Origin of the sequence: Streptococcus mitis, from assembly GCF_001579035.1 — a bacterium.
In the GTDB taxonomy this organism is placed as follows: domain Bacteria; phylum Bacillota; class Bacilli; order Lactobacillales; family Streptococcaceae; genus Streptococcus; species Streptococcus mitis_J.
Genome location: NZ_KQ970292.1, coordinates 36,510 through 54,729, shown reverse-complemented (window position 1 = coordinate 54,729; position 18,220 = coordinate 36,510). Strand labels below are relative to the sequence as shown.

Here is an 18,220-nt window from a genome sequence, read left to right as displayed (position 1 = left end):
CTAGAAAAGCAAGGTACAATCTTGTAAAAGTAGCTGAAATTTGATATAGTAGTCCTATGTAAAAGACAAAGGAGAAGACAATGAATCCAAATTATACATTTTTAATCATGCTAGCCCTTATGGTGGGCTTGATGTTCTTTACGCAACGCTCTCAAAAGAAACAAGCACAAAAACGTATGGAAAGTTTGAATAAACTACAAAAAGGCTATGAAGTGATTACAATCGGTGGACTTTATGGAACAGTCGATGAAGTAGATACGGAGAAGGGAACAATTGTTCTTGACGTAGATGGAGTTTACTTGACTTTTGAATTAGCTGCTATCAAGACAGTATTACCGCTGAAAGAAACAGCTTCACTAGAAGGCGCAATTGAAAAATAAGACGGGATCATGAACTCCCGTTTTTCTATAAAAGAAAGGAAATGGGATGAAAAAATTAGTCTTTGTCTGTCTGGGAAATATTTGCCGCAGCCCTATGGCCGAATTTGTTATGAAATCAATGACAGATAGTTATGAAATCCAGAGTCGAGCGACGTCCTCTTGGGAACATGGTAATCCGATTCATAAGGGCACTCAGGGAATTTTTCAAGAGTATGAGATTCCTTATGATAAATGCAAGACATCGCTTCAGATTAGTAAGGAAGATTTTGAAGCCTTTGATTATATTATCGGAATGGACGCTTCAAATGTTTCTGACTTACGTCAGATGTGTCCAGTAGACTGTCAAGATAAGATTTACTCATTTGCATCTGAAAGTGTTCCAGATCCTTGGTATACAGGAGATTTTGAGGAAACCTATCAGCGTGTTCAAGAGGGATGTCAAGTTTGGCTAGAACGTTTAGAAAAGGAGAGTGAAGGTGGAAAATCTTAAGAATTTTTACGGAAAGTATCGTGTCTATCTGACTCGTCCACGTTTAGAGCTTTTAGCAGTAGTTGCCATTGTTTTTTGTGCTCTACTCGTCTTTTTTCTAAATATTCCCGGAAAAGGTGTTCTAAAGCTTGATAATGGAACGATTGTTTACGACGGCAGTCTTGTCCGTGGTAAAATGAATGGCCAAGGTACCATTACCTTCCAAAATGGAGACCAATATACAGGTGGCTTCAACAATGGAGCCTTCAACGGAAAAGGTACCTTTCAATCTAAAGAAGGCTGGACCTACGAAGGGGATTTTGTAAATGGTCAAGCTGAAGGAAAAGGGAAACTAACAACAGAACAAGAAGTCGTTTATGAAGGGACTTTTAAACAAGGCGTTTTTCAACAAAAATAAAGCCTCCTTATCAAAGGAGGTATTGTTAAAACCAAATAAGTAAGCGCTTACCTGTAAATCCCTTTCTTTCCAAGCTCCTCTTCCAAGCAAGTTTGTGAAATAAAAAAATATTTGAAATAAATTTCACAAACTTTAAAGAAAAAGCTTGCTAAGAAAAGAAAATGACAAACATTTCACAAGGAACTAAAAATTCTTTGTGAAATGTTTATGAAACTGTTTACAAAGTTGAAATAATACGTTATAATAAACTTGTGAAAAAATTAACAAAGGATTAAATCCTTGAAAGCTATGGAGGAAAATATGGCTGATAAAAAAACTGTGACACCAGAGGAAAAGAAACTCGCTGCTGAAAAGCATGTCGATGGATTGGTGCAAAAAGCTCTAGTTGCCCTTGAAGAAATGCGTAAGTTGGATCAAGAGCAGGTTGACTACATCGTAGCTAAAGCGTCAGTAGCAGCTTTGGATGCCCACGGAGAATTGGCTTTACATGCCTTTGAAGAAACAGGACGTGGTGTATTCGAAGATAAAGCGACTAAGAACTTGTTTGCTTGTGAACACGTGGTAAACAACATGCGTCACACTAAAACAGTTGGCGTTATCGAAGAGGACGATGTAACAGGATTGACTCTTATCGCTGAACCAGTTGGTGTTGTTTGTGGTATCACTCCTACAACAAACCCAACATCAACAGCAATCTTCAAATCATTGATTTCATTGAAGACACGTAATCCAATCGTTTTTGCCTTCCACCCATCAGCACAAGAATCATCTGCTCATGCAGCACGTATCGTCCGCGATGCAGCTATCGCAGCTGGGGCTCCTGAAAACTGTGTGCAATGGATCACTGAACCATCTATGGAAGCAACTAGTGCCCTTATGAACCACGAAGGTATTGCAACAATCCTTGCAACAGGTGGTAATGCCATGGTTAAAGCCGCATACTCATGTGGTAAACCAGCTCTTGGGGTAGGTGCCGGAAACGTTCCAGCTTATGTTGAAAAATCAGCTAACATTCGCCAAGCTGCACACGATATCGTCATGTCTAAATCATTTGATAACGGTATGGTCTGTGCCTCAGAGCAAGCGGTTATCATTGATAAAGAAATTTACGATGAATTTGTAGCAGAGTTCAAATCTTACCACACTTACTTTGTAAACAAAAAAGAAAAAGCTCTTCTTGAAGAATTCTGCTTCGGCGTAAAAGCAAACAGCAAAAACTGTGCTGGTGCGAAATTGAACGCTGACATCGTTGGTAAACCAGCAACATGGATTGCAGAACAAGCAGGATTTACAGTTCCAGAAGGAACAAACATTCTTGCTGCAGAATGTAAAGAAGTTGGTGAAAACGAGCCATTGACTCGTGAAAAATTGTCACCAGTTATCGCAGTTTTGAAATCTGAAAGCCGTGAAGATGGTATTGCCAAAGCTCGTCAAATGGTTGAATTTAACGGTCTTGGACACTCAGCAGCTATCCACACAGCTGACGAAGAATTGACTAAAGAATTTGGTAAAGCTGTTAAAGCTATTCGTGTTATCTGTAACTCACCTTCTACTTTCGGTGGTATCGGGGACGTTTACAATGCCTTCTTGCCATCATTGACACTTGGATGTGGTTCTTACGGACGCAACTCAGTTGGGGATAACGTTAGTGCCATTAACCTCTTGAACATCAAAAAAGTCGGAAGACGGAGAAATAACATGCAATGGATGAAACTTCCTTCAAAAACATACTTTGAACGTGATTCAATTCAATACCTTCAAAAATGTCGTGACGTTGAGCGTGTCATGATCGTTACTGACCATGCCATGGTAGAGCTTGGTTTCCTTGATCGTATCATCGAACAACTTGACCTTCGTCGCAATAAGGTTGTTTACCAAATCTTTGCTGATGTAGAACCAGATCCAGATATCACAACTGTAAACCGTGGTACTGAGATTATGCGTGCCTTCAAACCAGATACAATCATCGCTCTCGGTGGTGGATCTCCAATGGATGCTGCTAAAGTAATGTGGCTCTTCTACGAACAACCAGAAGTGGACTTCCGTGACCTTGTTCAAAAATTCATGGATATCCGTAAACGTGCCTTCAAATTCCCATTGCTTGGTAAGAAGACTAAATTCATCGCGATCCCAACTACATCTGGTACAGGGTCTGAAGTAACACCATTTGCTGTTATCTCTGATAAAGCAAACAACCGTAAATACCCAATCGCTGACTACTCATTGACACCAACTGTGGCAATCGTAGACCCTGCCTTGGTATTGACAGTTCCTGGATTTGTTGCTGCGGATACTGGTATGGACGTATTGACTCACGCGACTGAAGCTTACGTATCACAAATGGCTAGCGACTACACTGACGGTCTTGCACTTCAAGCCATCAAGCTTGTATTCGAAAACCTTGAAAGCTCAGTTAAGAATGCAGACTTCCACTCACGCGAGAAAATGCATAACGCTTCAACTATTGCTGGTATGGCCTTTGCTAATGCCTTCCTAGGTATTTCTCACTCAATGGCTCATAAGATTGGTGCGCAATTCCACACAATCCACGGTCGTACAAATGCTATCTTGCTTCCATACGTCATCCGCTACAACGGTACACGTCCAGCTAAGACAGCAACATGGCCTAAGTACAACTACTACCGTGCAGATGAAAAATACCAAGATATCGCACGCATGCTTGGCCTTCCAGCTTCTACTCCAGAAGAAGGTGTGGAATCTTACGCAAAAGCTGTCTACGAACTTGGTGAGCGCGTAGGTATCCAAATGAACTTTAAAGCACAAGGAATTGATGAAAAAGAATGGAAAGAGCATTCACGTGAATTGGCCTTCCTTGCTTATGAAGATCAATGTTCACCAGCTAACCCACGTCTTCCAATGGTTGACCACATGCAAGAAATCATCGAAGATTCTTACTATGGCTACAAAGAAAGACCAGGACGCCGTAAATAATTGTTATCAGCCTAGAGACAGGAATTTCCTGTCTCTTTTTTGTCGTTTTCACCAAACTATGATAGAATATAAAAAATTATATTTTTAAAATATAGGAGAAAACCGAAGGAATGAACAGTTTTGGTGAAAAAGTAAGAGGCTTAAGAGAAGAAAAAGGACTTAGTCGCCCAGTTTTTTGCGGGGATGAGTCTGAATTATCAGTGCGTCAGTTGGTGCGGATTGAAAAAGGAGAATTTCGTCCGACGATAAAAACACTAGAATATATTGCAGAACGATTAGAAATTCCATCCTATGTCTTGATGCCAGATTATAAGGAATTACCCAAGCGTTACCAAGAATTAAAGTACTTTCTTTTACATCATCCTGACTATGGAGACAAGGAGTTGCAGGAACAAAAGGAAGAATATTTCGATGAGATTTTTGAAAATTTTTATGATGATTTGCCACGTGATGAGAAGATGATAGTGGATTGTCTTCAAGCTATAGATGCAGTGAGAATGACTAGTAATTCCTTATATGGAAGTAGTGTGATTGAGGACAGTCTTCAAGACTTACTATCCAGAGATGTATATAGGGCTGAGGAATTGTTGAAATTGAGACTGTATTTCAACTGTCAGTTAATGGATGGTTTAAATGTGGGTGAGATAAAAGAATCTGAGCATGAAACCATTCTTTGTTTTCATAACAAACTAAGTTCTCAGGTTGATAAGATAGAGTTCGATTGTTTGGACTTACTTAGAGACTCCTTGTTAGCTTCTTTAACTTGTATAGAGATTATGGGGTTGCTTCATTATTTTAAGAGGGCAGTCGAGACCTTAAATAAAATAGGGCAAAAAACACGAGATTTTCAAAAACAACCGATTGTCTTGATGGTGGAGTGGAAATATTATATTCAGACGGATTATGATACAGCCAAACAAAAGTATGAAGAAGCAAAAATGATGGCGAGGATGTTTGGCAATGAGAAGTTAATCGTTAGTTTAGATAAGGAATGGAGCGAAGACTTAGAAAGGTATTGTTAAATGCTTTATAGGAGTGACATTTCTGTCATTGAGGGAATGCCGCTTTTTTGTTAAAATGAATTTTACTTGATATACATCCAGAAGCAAACTAGGCAATAGAGAAAAAATTCTAAGCAGTAGGTTCATAGTGGCAATCAGTGCTGATGTCGCTTGAAGGCTTTTCTATAATTATGATGTATGCCGATAACAGTTTTAAACAAGGGGGAAAGAATGTCCATTTTATCCATTAAAAATATTTCAAAGTTTTACGCCTTGGACGGTAAACATCAAGAGCAGGCTTTAAAGAATATAAACCTGCAGATTGCAAAAGGTAAAATTACAGCGATTTACGGTCCGTCAGGCTGTGGCAAAACCAGTCTACTAAACATCATCAGCGGTTTAGACAGACAATATGAAGGAGGTTTAGAGTTTAAAGGGGAATCCCTCCGTGACTTATCAGAGATTGAACTAACTCAATTTCGTAAAGATAAGATTGGATTTGTGTTTCAAAACTTTAACCTCATTCCTCATCAGTCTGTCTTGGACAATGTCAAGCTACCTCTCTATGTCAAAGATTTATCTGACAGGGAGATGACAATGATTGCAAAGGAGCAATTAAGTAACTTGGGCATGGAGCCTTTTATTGCTAAAAATGTTAAACAGCTTTCTGGCGGACAAAAGCAACGTGTAGCAATCGCGCGTGCTTTGGTGAATCAGCCTGATATGATTGTAGCAGATGAACCAACGGGTTCGCTGGATTCTCAATCCCAAGAAATGGTATTGGAAGTATTTAAAAATTTAGCCCAAACAGGGAAAACAGTGTTGATTGTAACCCATAATCCAGAGGTTGCCGAATATGCAGATGTGATTATCAAAATGAAGGATGGTGAAGTCGTTGAAGAAGTCAAAAAATAAAGGATTATCATTGAAAAATAAATTCAAACTTTCTTTAAATAACTTTCTGGAAAGAAAGTGGCGTAACCTATTGATTGCGCTAGCAACCTCAATCGGTTTTGTAGGAGTCTTAATTTCTTTCGGCTTGGGAAATGCTTTGATTTCGATGATTGATGAAAATACGAATGGAGGTCAAATTCCTTCTCAAGTTCAGATTGCTTTAAACACAAAAAATGTTGGACGAGGCTTTTTGAACCAAGATGATAAGAACTATATTACGGATACAGTTGGAAAAGAAGCTATTAAATATTTGGAGAGTCCTTTTGGGATGACTATGGCAAATATGACTATAGATGGGCAAGAAATAGATCTGAGTCAAACGATGCCTTCTTATGCTCAAGTAGTGAGTCTCTATGAGGATACAAGTATCTCTGTTAGTAGTAATGAGGCGGACAAAGTATTAGCCGGTTCCCTCTATACTGATTCAAATGAACAGGGTTTGACAATTCCAATCAGTTTACTAAAAAATTGGAATGAACAGACAGGAAACAATCTGACAGCTAATGATGTTATTGGCAAATCAGTCTCAGCCAGCATTGTAGAAAATGCTGCCGAAGCTAGTAAGATTGCTCAATTTCAAACAACGATTGTACGTGTAATCAATGATGAAGATGACCTGGAGGACAGCAACAGTTTCATGCCGTCTCATCAAATGGAAATGATTTTGAAAGAAGCTGGATTTACAAAAGCTGTATCTTATTTTATCTTGGAACTCAAAGATCCATCACAAACAAAAGGGATAACAGAAGAATTGCAGAAAAACAAGAAGTATACTGTTCTTTCTCAACAGAAGGTTCTTGATATTGTGATTACTTTTATTCGTGTCATTCAGGGATTGTTGATTGTACTTTCATCACAAGCTATTGTGGTAGCAGCGGTCATGATTGGTATCATCATTTACATCAATATCATGCAACGTTCTAAGGAAATAGGTGTCATGAAGGCAGTTGGTTATCAAAATCGTGATGTCAAAGGAATTTTTATTTACGAGGCTATCTGGATTGTAGGCATCGCCTTGCTACTGGCCTTTTTGGTAGCACAAGGGGTGGGAAGTTTGGCGAATGCGATTGTAAGTCACTTTTACCCATCCATCACTAAGGTTTTTGAATTAAATTTGTTATCTGTTTTAGGAACTCTAGCTTTCGCTCTATTACTTGGTTATGTCTCAGCCTACTTCCCAGCGCGTAAAATTAGTAAAATGGATCCTGTAGAATCGCTACGATATGAATAGTCAAGGGCGTTATTAGATTATCGTCCCCAAAAAAGAAACAAACATAGAAAAACAATGCCCGTACTTGCAATTCAACTCAAATAGTTATATAATAGGTTTGTTGAAAGGTGATTTGTAGTGATTCAAGTTACTCTTTTCACAATAAAAATTTCATGATTTTCATAAGGAGGAAATCACTAATGGTAGTTAAAGTTGGTATTAACGGTTTCGGACGTATCGGTCGTCTTGCTTTCCGTCGTATCCAAAACGTAGAAGGTGTTGAAGTTACTCGTATCAACGACCTTACAGATCCAGTTATGCTTGCACACTTGTTGAAATACGACACAACTCAAGGTCGTTTCGACGGTACTGTTGAAGTTAAAGAAGGTGGATTTGAAGTTAACGGTAAATTCATCAAAGTTTCTGCTGAACGTGATCCAGAACAAATCGACTGGGCTAACGACGGTGTAGAAATCGTTCTTGAAGCTACTGGTTTCTTTGCTAAGAAAGCAGCTGCTGAAAAACACTTGCACGCTGGTGGAGCTAAAAAAGTTGTTATCACTGCTCCTGGTGGAAACGACGTTAAAACAGTTGTATTCAACACTAACCACGACGTTCTTGACGGTACTGAAACAGTTATCTCAGGTGCTTCATGTACTACAAACTGCTTGGCTCCAATGGCTAAAGCTCTTCAAGACAACTTTGGTGTTGTTGAAGGATTGATGACTACTATCCACGCTTACACTGGTGACCAAATGATTCTTGACGGACCACACCGTGGTGGTGACCTTCGCCGTGCTCGCGCTGGTGCTGCAAACATCGTTCCTAACTCAACTGGTGCTGCAAAAGCTATCGGTCTTGTAATCCCAGAATTGAACGGTAAACTTGACGGATCTGCACAACGCGTTCCAACTCCAACTGGATCAGTTACTGAATTGGTAGCAGTTCTTGAAAAGAACGTTACTGTTGATGAAGTGAACGCAGCTATGAAAGCAGCTTCAAACGAATCATACGGTTACACAGAAGATCCAATCGTATCTTCAGATATCGTAGGTATGTCTTACGGTTCATTGTTTGACGCAACTCAAACTAAAGTTCTTGACGTTGACGGTAAACAATTGGTTAAAGTTGTATCATGGTACGACAACGAAATGTCATACACTGCACAACTTGTTCGTACTCTTGAATACTTCGCAAAAATCGCTAAATAATTCTTGAGTCGATAAAAAGCAAGGCCTCTTGGTCTTGCTTTTCTTATATGGAAAAATGGATGACACAATCATCCATTCTTTTTTAATTCTTTTTCAAAAGTATTCGAGAGGGCAGTGAAGCTTAATTTCTCTAATGTAAGCGGATGGGTAAAGGACAGTCGAAAGGCATGAAGCATAAGCCGACTTGTTTTTGATTTACTATTATAGAGAGGGTCGCCTAGGATCGGGGAGTTATGATGGGAAAGGTGCACACGGATTTGATGGGTTCGACCTGTCTTTAGTTTGCAACGAACTAATGAAGTCTTGTTTGAGAATTGCTTTAATCTGCTTACATGCGTTTCAGCATATTGCCCATTTTTTGTATCAACTATTCGCTTTCTGCGGTCATGGCGATCACGTCCGATTTTGTCTCTGAAAACAAGTTCTTTGCTGTTGATATTTCCGTCAACAAGCGCCCAATATTCCCTAGAAATCTCTTTTTTCTCCAATAAGCGGTTGAGAATGGGGAGGATAAAAGGATTTTTGGCAAAGAGAACCAAGCCACTGGTTTCCATGTCCAGACGATGAACGACATAGCAGGTTTGGCCAACATAGGCACTGACATGGTTAAGAAGGGCGATTTCGTTTGGCTGATTACCATGCGTTTTCATCCCCTCGGGTTTGTTCACAATAACTAAGTGTTGATCTTGATAAACTTCCTGAACGAGGTTTGGGTTGCCCCAAGGAATTTCTTTTTCGGGATAATCTTCCTCGTCAAAAGTCAATTGACAAACATCTCCAGGATTTACCGTCTCGTTCCAATGAACTTCTCGCTGATTAATCAAAATGTGTTTCTTGATTCTCAAAAAATGACGGATTTTTCTAGGGATGAGGAGTTGTTCCTCAAGTAATTGCTTTACCGTCATTTGAGGTAGAGAGTCTGGTAATGTAAATGTGAATTGCATACAGATATTGTAACAAAAAAAGCCCTATTTGGATAGGAAATAGCTAAATCCTTGTCTTCCTATGATGAAGATGATAAAATAAACGCATGAAATTAGATAAATTATTCGAGAAATTTCTTTCTCTTTTTAAAACAGAAACAAGTGAATCAGAGGCTTCTGGGTCTACTAGCTTGCGTCGTTCTCGCAGTGATCGAAAAAAATTAGCCCAAGTAGGTCCGATTCGGAAATTCTGGCGTCGCTATCATCTAACAAAGATTGTCCTTATACTAGGTTTGAGTGCAGGCTTGCTAGTTGGAACCTATTTATTTGCTGTAGCCAAGTCAACCAATGTTAACGATTTGCAAAACGCCTTGAAAACTCGGACTATCATTTTTGACCGTGAAGAAAAGGAGGCTGGTGCCTTGTCTGGTCAAAAAGGAACTTATGTTGAACTGACTGACATCAGTAAAAACTTGCAGAATGCTGTTATTGCGACAGAAGACCGTTCTTTCTATAAAAATGACGGAATTAACTATGGCCGTTTCTTCTTGGCTATTGTCACTGCTGGTCGTTCAGGTGGTGGTTCTACTATTACCCAACAGTTGGCTAAAAACGCCTATTTGTCGCAGGATCAAACTGTTGAGAGAAAAGCGAAAGAATTTTTCCTTGCCTTGGAATTAACAAAAAAATATAGTAAGGATCAGATCTTAACCATGTACCTTAACAACGCCTATTTTGGAAATGGTGTGTGGGGTGTAGAAGATGCGAGTAAGAAATATTTTGGAGTTTCTGCATCAGAAGTGAGTTTGGATCAAGCTGCCACTCTAGCAGGGATGCTCAAGGGGCCGGAACTGTATAATCCTTTGAATTCCGTAGAAGATTCAACCAATCGTCGCGACACTGTCTTGCAAAATATGGTTGCAGCAGGATATATTGATAAAAATCAAGAAACCGAAGCTGCAGTAGTTGATATGACTTCGCAATTGCACGATAAGTATGAAGGAAAAATCTCAGATTACCGCTATCCTTCTTACTTTGATGCGGTGGTTAATGAAGCTGTTTCCAAGTATAATCTAACAGAGGAAGAGATTGTCAATAATGGCTACCGTATTTATACAGAGTTGGATCAAAACTACCAAGCAAATATGCAGGTTGTCTATGAAAATACAGCGCTATTTCCGAGGGCAGAGGATGGAACATTTGCTCAATCAGGAAGTGTCGCTCTCGAACCGAAAACAGGAGGAGTTCGTGGAGTTGTCGGTCAAGTTGCTGACAATGATAAAACTGGATTCCGGAATTTTAACTATGCAACTCAATCAAAACGTAGCCCTGGATCTACAATTAAGCCTTTAGTTGTTTATACGCCAGCAGTTGAGGCAGGTTGGGCTTTGAATAAGCTCTTGGATAACCATACGATGAAGTATGACAGCTATAAGGTAGATAACTATGCAGGAATCAAAAAGAGTCGAGAAGTTCCCATGTATCAAGCCTTGGCAGAATCGCTTAATCTACCTGCTGTTGCTACTGTTAATGATTTGGGCCTTGATAAGGCTTTTGAGGCAGGCGAAAAATTTGGACTCAACATGGAAAAGGTCGACCGTGTTCTTGGCGTCGCCTTGGGAAGTGGTGTCGAAACCAATCCTCTTCAAATGGCTCAAGCATACGCTGTCTTTGCAAATGAAGGTTTGATGCCGGAAGCTCATTTTATTAGTAGAATTGAAAATGCTAGTGGTCAGGTTATTGCGAGCCATAAAAATTCACAAAAACGGGCGATTGATAAGTCTGTAGCTGATAAGATGACCAGTATGATGTTGGGGACTTTCACCAACGGTACTGGTATTAGTTCATCGCCTGCAGATTATGTCATGGCAGGGAAAACTGGTACAACCGAAGCTGTTTTTAATCCGGAATACACAAGTGACCAGTGGGTAATTGGTTATACTCCGGATGTGGTGATTAGTCATTGGCTTGGTTTTCCGATCACTGATGAAAATCACTATCTAGCAGGATCTACTTCAAACGGTGCAGCCCATGTCTTTAGAAACATTGCAAATACCATTTTACCTTATACGCCAGGAAGTACCTTTACAGTTGAAAATGCATATAAGAAAAATGGAATTGCACCAGCTAACACAAAAAGACAAGTACAAACCAATGATAATAGCCAGACAGATGATAATTTGTCTGATATTCGAGGACGTGCGCAAAGTCTAGTAGATGAGGCTAGCCGAGCTATCTCAGATGCGAAGATTAAGGAAAAGGCTCAAACAATATGGGATTCGGTAGTCAATCTATTTCGCTAGGGTACTCACATTAACTCCCTTAGCCTTGGCCATCATTTCAGGAGAAAACTTTTGGTTATGGTAGTGGAGAATCTTTTCCTTTATACTCAATGAAAATCAAAGAGCAAACTAGGAAGCTAGCCGCAGGTTGCTCAAGGTACAGCTTTGAGGTTGCAGATAAAACTGACGAAGTCAGTAACCATACGTACGGCAAGGTGAAGCTGACGTGGTTTGAAGAGATTTTCGAAGAGTATTAGTTCCTTGGTTAAGCTTGATTTCTTGACCGAGCGCTTGGATTGTTTTCATAAGACTGTCCCACGCTTGATTTCAGTGTGGATAGTTTGAGGAGCTTTTCCGAGTAGAGAAGCGATTTCTCTATTTGATTTCCCTTCCTTTTCCCATCGTTCGATTAAGCGATGGCTATCGATTGTCAAATGTTTGCCTTTTGTAGTATAAATGTTTTGCATCTCTGTGCCTTTCTTGTGTTTTTGGTTGAACAACAAGTATAACACAGAGGTGTTTTCTTATGCCTATAACAGCTTCAAGCCTCTTATCAAAATGAAATTGAGGACTAGCTATAAGCTAGTTGAACTATCTAATTTTTAGGAAGACTGGGTGGCTAACTTCATTATAGAACTTTCAAACATAGTTTTCTCTGAAATTTTTTCAAATAATCTTCAAAAAATGCTTGAAAGTGTTTACAAATAGTGATAAAATGGAATAAGTAGAATCATGAAAACGAAATTTTCATACCGTCTCTTTTTAGAGTCTCGTGAGGTATGATATAGAAAGGAAATGAAATGAATACAGACGATACAGTAACGATTTATGATGTCGCCCGTGAAGCTGGAGTTTCAATGGCGACGGTTAGCCGTGTAGTCAATGGCAATAAGAATGTAAAAGAGAATACTCGTAAAAAAGTACTCGAGGTGATTGATCGTTTGGATTACCGTCCAAATGCCGTGGCGCGTGGTCTTGCAAGTAAAAAGACAACCACTGTCGGTGTTGTAATCCCCAATATTACCAATGGCTATTTCTCAACACTTGCTAAAGGGATTGATGATATTGCAGAAATGTACAAGTACAATATTGTCCTAGCTAATAGCGATGAAGATAACGAGAAAGAAGTTTCTGTTGTCAATACCCTCTTTTCAAAGCAGGTAGATGGCATTATCTTTATGGGTTATCACTTGACAGATAAAATTCGCTCAGAATTTTCGCGTTCACGTACTCCGATTGTTCTCGCAGGAACTGTCGATGTTGAGCACCAGTTGCCGAGTGTCAATATTGACTATAAGCAAGCAACGATTGATGCAGTGAGTTACCTTGCTAAAGAAAATGAGCGTATTGCTTTCGTTAGCGGTCCGCTAGTGGATGACATCAATGGTAAGGTTCGTTTAGTTGGCTACAAGGAAGCCTTGAAAAAAGCAGGAATCGCTTATAGTGAGGGTTTGGTATTTGAATCTAAATATAGCTATGATGATGGTTACGCCTTAGCAGAGCGTTTGATTTCATCAAATGCAACTGCAGCAGTTGTGACAGGTGATGAGTTGGCAGCAGGAGTCTTGAACGGTTTGGCTGATAAGGGTGTTTCTGTGCCAGAAGATTTTGAAATCATTACTAGTGATGATTCACAAATCTCACGCTTTACCCGTCCAAACTTGACAACGATTGCCCAACCTCTTTATGACCTTGGTGCCATTAGTATGCGTATGTTGACTAAGATTATGCACAAGGAAGAGTTGGAAGAACGTGAAGTTCTCTTGCCTCATGGTTTGACAGAACGTCGCTCAACACGAAAACGTAAATAGAAAAAATCAGGGAATCGTGCAGATTTCCTGATTTTACTTTTTAGAGAAGGGGTTATACTCAATGAAAATCAAAGAGCAAACTAGGAAGCTAGCCGCAGGTTGCCCAAATCACTGTTTTGAGGTTGCAGATGGAAGCTGACGCGGTTTGAAAAGATTTTCGAAGAGACTTAGCCTTCCATATAGTCTTTCAAAGCCTGTCCTGTTAGTCCGGCATTGAGGGCAATGAGGAGTTTCAAGCGGGCTTTTTGGGCGTTGAGTTCTTTGACAAAGAAGACACCTGCTTTTTGCAACTGTACGCCCCCACCCTGGTAGGCATAGACAGGTTCTGCGATACCGTTAAAGCATCGGGAAACCAGGGCGACTGGGATTCCTTTTTGCAGAAGGCTTTCTAATTTTTGAGCCGTTTCTTTGGGAATATTACCAGCTCCGAAGGCTTGGATAATCAAACCATCCAATTGTTCCAAATCCAGCATATCAATCAGCTCATCTGTCATACCAGCATAAGCAGAGATGATAGGGACTAAGCCTTGTATGTGATCAAGGTCAAAGCGAACACGGGGCTCAGCTGTTTTGAAGTAGAGGATTTCCTGCTTCATAATCAGACCAAGTGGCCCGTGTGTTGGAGTCTGGAAAGTACTGACATTGGTCGTATGTGTTTTGGTAACATACTTGGCAGCGTGGATTTCATCGTTCATGACGACCAAAACTCCTTTGTCCGCAGCCCTGTCATCGCTAGCCACTCGTAAAGCACTTAGATAATTATAAACCCCGTCACTACCGAGTTCGTTGGAGCTGCGCATGGCCCCTGTTAGTATGATGGGCATGTGGGGAACTTCCATGGTATCAAGGAAATAGGCTGTTTCTTCCAAAGTATCTGTTCCATGTGTAATCACCACCCCATCGTAGTTATCTGCTTCCTCTTTGATTTTTTGGTAGAGGGCCAGCATATGCTTGGGTTTGATATGGGGGCTTGGCAGGTTAAAAAAGTCCAAGGCGTGGACTTGGATTCCTTCAAGAGGATTGGACACATGATTCATGGGATTATCTGAACTCGTCACAACAGCGCCAGAAGCATCGGCCTGCATGGAAATAGTCCCACCCGTATGTAAAACAAGGATTTTCTTAGGCATGATTTACTCACTCTTTCTGAAATGTGGTATAATCATTGTATCACAAAAGGGGAGATTGGGATAGGATGGAAGTCAAAGCTGTTTTTTTTGATATCGATGGAACCTTGGTCAACGATCGCAAGAGTGTTTTGAAATCCACTAAGGATGCGATTAAGATTGTCAAAGAACAAGGGGTGCTTGTAGGCGTAGCGACAGGGCGAGGACCTTTTTTTGTTAAGGAATTGATGGACGATTTGGATTTGGACTTTGCGGTAACCTATAATGGCCAGTATATCTTTACTAAAGACAGAGTCTTGTTCACGAGCCCTATTTCCAAGTTGCATTTGCGTCATCTAATTAGCTATGCTAAAAAAGAGGGCAAGGAGATTGCCCTAGGGACCAAGGATGCCATGCTGGGTTCCAAAATCATGTCCTTTGGTCTGGGTTCTCTTTCCCAACGAATCAGTCGCTTCGTTCCCTCTGTTTTAACTCGGACGGTGAGTCAGTCTTTTAATCGCATGGTCAGCAAGGTTGTTCCCCAAAAGGAAGAAGACCTGCTTCATCTGATGAATCAGCCTATCTACCAAGTTTTGATGCTGATGACGCCAGAAGAATCTGAGAAGGCGGCAGCTGATTTTGAAGACTTGAAATTGACACGTAGCAATCCTTTTGCTGCAGATGTCATCAATCAGGGAAATTCTAAATTGGAAGGTATTCGCCGAGTCGGGAAAGAATATGGTTTTGACCTCAACCAAGTCATGGCCTTTGGTGACTCGGATAACGATCTTGAAATGCTGGCAGGTGTTGGGATGTCGGTTGCTATGGGAAATGGTAGTAGCAGTGTCAAGGAAGTTGCCAAGCACATTACCACTAGCAATCAACAAGATGGGATCCACAAGGCCTTGGAACATTTTGGTGTTTTGTCTTCAGAAAAAGTCTTTGTCAGCCGTGACTATCATTTCAATAAGGTCAAGACCTTCCACCACATGATGGATGAACGGACCCAAGAAGAACCACGAGCTTGGGATTTAGAAGGTGCAACTCACAGGGCTGGCTTTAAAATAGAAGAATTGGTGGAGTTTGTTCGAGCCGCAAGTCCTTCAGAAGAGGACTTTGGTCAAGCTCTATCGCAACTTCATCAAGCTCTTGATAAGGCAGCAGATAAGGTAGCCAAGAAGACGCCTGCTCAGCAAGATTTGATAGGTCAGGTAGATGCCTTGATTGATACGCTTTACTTTACCTATGGTAGTTTTGTCTTGATGGGGGTGGACCCAGAACGTATTTTTGACATTGTCCACCAGGCCAATATGGGGAAGATTTTCCCAGATGGCAAGGCTCACTTTGATCCAGTGACCCATAAAATCTTAAAACCAGATGATTGGGAAGAAAAATATGCTCCAGAACCTGCTATTAAAAAAGAACTGCAGCGCCAGCTCAAGGCTTACGAGCGTCATAAAGAGAGAAATAATATTCAATGAAAATCAAAGAGCAAACTAGGAAACTAGCCGCAGGCTGCTCAAAGCACTGCTTTGAGGTTGTAGATGAAACTGACGAAGTCAGCTCAAAACACTGTTTTGAGGTTGCAGATGGAAGTTGACGTGGTTTGAAGAGATTTTCGAAGAGTATAAATAGTAAACAAAAAGGAGCGCTGAGCTCCTTTTCTTTGTGATTATAAGGTTTTTTCTTGTTCTCTCACAACCAGCAAATCGACCTTAGCATGGCGGAGAATGTATTCAGATGAAGAGCCGACCAAGAGGCGTTCAAAGGCGTTGAGACCAGTTGCGCCAACGAGGATGAGGTCCACTTCTTCAGCATCTGGAATAGTACGTGCCAGTAGGGTCTTTGGATTTCCCATTTCAATGACGATATGAACATCTGCCACACCAGCATCTTTAGCACGTTTTTCGTACTCTTTCATCAGACTTTCAGCGTCAACTTGGAGTTGTTCGTAAACTTCAGCATCAAAGGTGGATACGCTTTGGAGAGCGCGTGTGTCAATGACATGGGCGATGGTGAGTTTAGCGTCGTTTCGTAGAGCAGAATGAACTCCCTTGATAAAAGCCAAGTCTGCTTCCTTAGAACCATCGATTGCGACCATAATATTTTGGTAACGTTGTGCCATAATGAAACCTCCTGAAATTTTCTTACTATCATTGTAAACCTTTTCACTATAGAAGTAAAGCAAAAAAAGTATTTTTCAAAAGAATGTTAGCGCTTAAAAACTATATAAATATATGATAAAATAAAAGAAAAGAAAGGATAGCAGGGAGGAAGTGAAGGGAGGGAGAATGATGAAAAACGCTTTTCAAACATCAAATTTCCTTTATTATGGAATCATCCTAGTTTCAGTCTTGCTAGAAGTGATCATGATCTGGCAATTAGAGAAGTTGATTCCGCTTCTCTATCCAGGTTTTATTGGCTTTTTACTCTTTCATGTACTCTACCATCTAATCTTATTCCTAGTTGCAAAACGAAGTGGGCGTTGGGATTACTTGATGATATGGGGACTCTTCCTCATGTTCAATCTTCTCTATGACTCCTTTTTAGGCTTGCTTTTTCTAGGTTTATCTTTTATCCGCACCTAGTAATACATTTCAGTAAACTTGTCGCATTCTCTTTCTAGTGGTATAATGTTACTATCCTGATGAATTGAGGAAACAAGATGAAAGAATATAACAAGTCTAGTAAGTTAGAGCATGTTGCTTATGATATCCGTGGTCCTGTTTTGGAAGAAGCCATGCGAATGCGAGCAAATGGAGAAAAGATTTTACGTCTGAATACAGGAAATCCAGCAGAATTTGGCTTTACAGCGCCAGACGAGGTCATTCATGACTTGATTATGAATGCGCGTGATAGTGAAGGGTATTCTGACTCTAAAGGGATTTTCTCAGCCCGTAAGGCCATCATGCAGTATTGCCAATTGAAGAAATTCCCAAACGTAGATATTGATGATATCTACCTTGGAAATGGTGTCAGTGAGCTGATTGTCATGTCCATGCAGGGGCTTTTGGACAACGGGGATGAGGTCTTAGTGCCAATGCCAGACTATCCTCTCTGGACAGCAGCTGTCAGCCTAGCTGGAGGAAATGCCGTTCACTATATCTGTGATGAAGCTGCAGAATGGTATCCAGATATTGACGATATCAAGTCAAAAATTACTTCCAATACCAAGGCAATCGTCCTTATCAATCCAAACAACCCAACTGGAGCCCTTTATCCGAAGGAACTCTTGCTGGAGATTATTGAGATTGCCCGTCAAAACGATTTGATTATCTTTGCGGATGAAATCTATGACCGTATGGTCATGGATGGACATGTGCATACGCCTGTGGCGAGCTTGGCACCAGATGTCTTCTGTGTCAGCATGAATGGTCTGTCAAAATCCCACCGCATAGCAGGTTTCCGTGTTGGATGGATGGTCTTGTCTGGACCTAAGACACACGTCAAGGGATATATCGAAGGGCTCAATATGCTGTCCAATATGCGCCTTTGCTCTAACG

17 protein-coding genes and 1 pseudogene are annotated in these 18,220 nt (G+C 40.5%); 14 read left to right on the top strand and 4 right to left on the bottom strand.

The features are described from left to right. Nucleotides 1-80: 80 nt before the first annotated feature. From yajC to gap, 8 genes are all read left to right on the top strand, one after another. Nucleotides 81-380, top strand: coding sequence for a preprotein translocase subunit YajC (gene yajC / locus SMIDD26_RS10040; protein WP_001069287.1), 300 nt, complete (start codon nt 81-83; stop codon nt 378-380). A gap of 46 nt (nt 381-426) precedes the next feature. Continuing rightward, complete coding sequence (locus SMIDD26_RS10035; RefSeq protein WP_061440008.1) at nt 427-870, top strand: low molecular weight protein-tyrosine-phosphatase; 444 nt, start codon at nt 427-429, stop codon at nt 868-870. Further along, nucleotides 857-1,267 carry an MORN repeat-containing protein gene (locus SMIDD26_RS10030; protein ID WP_061440007.1) on the top strand — a complete coding sequence of 137 codons (411 nt, stop codon included), beginning with the start codon at nt 857-859 and terminating at the stop codon, nt 1,265-1,267. Before SMIDD26_RS10035 ends, SMIDD26_RS10030 begins: the two co-directional genes overlap by 14 nt. A gap of 300 nt (nt 1,268-1,567) precedes the next feature. Further along, the gene (gene adhE, locus SMIDD26_RS10025; RefSeq protein ID WP_061440006.1) at nt 1,568-4,219 is read left to right on the top strand and encodes a bifunctional acetaldehyde-CoA/alcohol dehydrogenase; all 2,652 of its coding nucleotides are present in this window, start codon (nt 1,568-1,570) and stop codon (nt 4,217-4,219) included. 110 nt (nt 4,220-4,329) lie between these two features. After that, nucleotides 4,330-5,241, top strand: coding sequence for a helix-turn-helix domain-containing protein (locus SMIDD26_RS10020; protein ID WP_061440005.1), 912 nt, complete (start codon nt 4,330-4,332; stop codon nt 5,239-5,241). A gap of 210 nt (nt 5,242-5,451) precedes the next feature. Further along, entirely contained in the window at nt 5,452-6,135 is a 684-nt protein-coding gene (locus SMIDD26_RS10015) for an ABC transporter ATP-binding protein (protein ID WP_061440004.1), read from the top strand. Then, the gene (locus tag SMIDD26_RS10010; protein ID WP_167747519.1) at nt 6,104-7,405 is read left to right on the top strand and encodes an ABC transporter permease; all 1,302 of its coding nucleotides are present in this window, start codon (nt 6,104-6,106) and stop codon (nt 7,403-7,405) included. The genes SMIDD26_RS10015 and SMIDD26_RS10010 overlap by 32 nt, the downstream gene beginning before the upstream one ends. A gap of 179 nt (nt 7,406-7,584) precedes the next feature. After that, complete coding sequence (gene gap, locus SMIDD26_RS10005) at nt 7,585-8,595, top strand: type I glyceraldehyde-3-phosphate dehydrogenase (RefSeq protein ID WP_033687386.1); 1,011 nt, start codon at nt 7,585-7,587, stop codon at nt 8,593-8,595. A gap of 68 nt (nt 8,596-8,663) precedes the next feature. On the opposite strand, the gene SMIDD26_RS10000 is transcribed toward gap, so the two are convergent. Beyond that, a complete protein-coding gene (locus SMIDD26_RS10000) occupies nt 8,664-9,539 on the bottom strand; it encodes an RluA family pseudouridine synthase (RefSeq protein WP_134990292.1) in 876 nt (291 codons plus the stop codon). Between the two features lie 86 nt (nt 9,540-9,625). On the opposite strand from SMIDD26_RS10000, the gene pbp2a reads away from it, so the two are divergent. After that, on the top strand, nt 9,626-11,821 hold the full coding sequence (gene pbp2a / locus SMIDD26_RS09995) for a penicillin-binding protein PBP2A (protein ID WP_061440002.1): 2,196 nt from the start codon (nt 9,626-9,628) through the stop codon (nt 11,819-11,821). A 284-nt stretch (nt 11,822-12,105) separates the two neighbouring features. Here pbp2a and SMIDD26_RS09985 read toward each other — a convergent pair. Further along, nucleotides 12,106-12,267: pseudogene (locus SMIDD26_RS09985) on the bottom strand (helix-turn-helix domain-containing protein); the annotation flags it as partial. A gap of 333 nt (nt 12,268-12,600) precedes the next feature. Here SMIDD26_RS09985 and ccpA point away from each other — a divergent pair. Next, the gene (gene ccpA, locus SMIDD26_RS09980) at nt 12,601-13,611 is read left to right on the top strand and encodes a catabolite control protein A (RefSeq protein WP_001090638.1); all 1,011 of its coding nucleotides are present in this window, start codon (nt 12,601-12,603) and stop codon (nt 13,609-13,611) included. Nucleotides 13,612-13,778: 167 nt separating this feature from the next. On the opposite strand, the gene SMIDD26_RS09975 is transcribed toward ccpA, so the two are convergent. Continuing rightward, entirely contained in the window at nt 13,779-14,741 is a 963-nt protein-coding gene (locus SMIDD26_RS09975; RefSeq protein ID WP_061440000.1) for an asparaginase, read from the bottom strand. A 65-nt stretch (nt 14,742-14,806) separates the two neighbouring features. On the opposite strand from SMIDD26_RS09975, the gene SMIDD26_RS09970 reads away from it, so the two are divergent. Further along, a complete protein-coding gene (locus SMIDD26_RS09970; RefSeq protein WP_061439999.1) occupies nt 14,807-16,198 on the top strand; it encodes a Cof-type HAD-IIB family hydrolase in 1,392 nt (463 codons plus the stop codon). Next, on the top strand, nt 16,195-16,317 hold the full coding sequence (locus SMIDD26_RS13530) for a hypothetical protein (RefSeq protein ID WP_000693002.1): 123 nt from the start codon (nt 16,195-16,197) through the stop codon (nt 16,315-16,317). The genes SMIDD26_RS09970 and SMIDD26_RS13530 overlap by 4 nt, the downstream gene beginning before the upstream one ends. Before the next feature lie 72 nt (nt 16,318-16,389). Here the strand turns inward: SMIDD26_RS13530 and SMIDD26_RS09965 are convergent, their stop codons facing one another. Beyond that, complete coding sequence (locus tag SMIDD26_RS09965) at nt 16,390-16,842, bottom strand: universal stress protein (RefSeq protein ID WP_031223038.1); 453 nt, start codon at nt 16,840-16,842, stop codon at nt 16,390-16,392. Between the two features lie 166 nt (nt 16,843-17,008). On the opposite strand from SMIDD26_RS09965, the gene SMIDD26_RS09960 reads away from it, so the two are divergent. Both SMIDD26_RS09960 and SMIDD26_RS09955 read left to right on the top strand, forming a co-directional pair. Further along, nucleotides 17,009-17,305 carry a hypothetical protein gene (locus SMIDD26_RS09960; RefSeq protein WP_061439998.1) on the top strand — a complete coding sequence of 99 codons (297 nt, stop codon included), beginning with the start codon at nt 17,009-17,011 and terminating at the stop codon, nt 17,303-17,305. 77 nt (nt 17,306-17,382) lie between these two features. Beyond that, nucleotides 17,383-18,220: aminotransferase class I/II-fold pyridoxal phosphate-dependent enzyme (locus tag SMIDD26_RS09955; RefSeq protein WP_061439997.1), on the top strand; the 838-nt coding region annotated here is incomplete at its 3' end.

Excerpts from the sequence above, each read along its gene's own strand:
- SMIDD26_RS13530 (WP_000693002.1), top strand. The coding sequence starts at position 16,195 with ATGAAAATCAAAGAGCAAACTAGGAAACTAGCCGCAGGCTGCTCAAAG.
- SMIDD26_RS09975 (WP_061440000.1), bottom strand. The coding sequence starts at position 14,741 with ATGCCTAAGAAAATCCTTGTTTTACATACGGGTGGGACTATTTCCATG.
- SMIDD26_RS10035 (WP_061440008.1), top strand. The coding sequence starts at position 427 with ATGAAAAAATTAGTCTTTGTCTGTCTGGGAAATATTTGCCGCAGCCCT.
- SMIDD26_RS09960 (WP_061439998.1), top strand. The coding sequence starts at position 17,009 with ATGATGAAAAACGCTTTTCAAACATCAAATTTCCTTTATTATGGAATC.
- SMIDD26_RS10010 (WP_167747519.1), top strand. The coding sequence starts at position 6,104 with ATGGTGAAGTCGTTGAAGAAGTCAAAAAATAAAGGATTATCATTGAAA.
- SMIDD26_RS09965 (WP_031223038.1), bottom strand. The coding sequence starts at position 16,842 with ATGGCACAACGTTACCAAAATATTATGGTCGCAATCGATGGTTCTAAG.
- SMIDD26_RS10000 (WP_134990292.1), bottom strand. The coding sequence starts at position 9,539 with ATGCAATTCACATTTACATTACCAGACTCTCTACCTCAAATGACGGTA.
- SMIDD26_RS09970 (WP_061439999.1), top strand. The coding sequence starts at position 14,807 with ATGGAAGTCAAAGCTGTTTTTTTTGATATCGATGGAACCTTGGTCAAC.
- SMIDD26_RS10020 (WP_061440005.1), top strand. The coding sequence starts at position 4,330 with ATGAACAGTTTTGGTGAAAAAGTAAGAGGCTTAAGAGAAGAAAAAGGA.
- adhE (WP_061440006.1), top strand. The coding sequence starts at position 1,568 with ATGGCTGATAAAAAAACTGTGACACCAGAGGAAAAGAAACTCGCTGCT.
- gap (WP_033687386.1), top strand. The coding sequence starts at position 7,585 with ATGGTAGTTAAAGTTGGTATTAACGGTTTCGGACGTATCGGTCGTCTT.
- SMIDD26_RS10015 (WP_061440004.1), top strand. The coding sequence starts at position 5,452 with ATGTCCATTTTATCCATTAAAAATATTTCAAAGTTTTACGCCTTGGAC.
- ccpA (WP_001090638.1), top strand. The coding sequence starts at position 12,601 with ATGAATACAGACGATACAGTAACGATTTATGATGTCGCCCGTGAAGCT.
- yajC (WP_001069287.1), top strand. The coding sequence starts at position 81 with ATGAATCCAAATTATACATTTTTAATCATGCTAGCCCTTATGGTGGGC.
- pbp2a (WP_061440002.1), top strand. The coding sequence starts at position 9,626 with ATGAAATTAGATAAATTATTCGAGAAATTTCTTTCTCTTTTTAAAACA.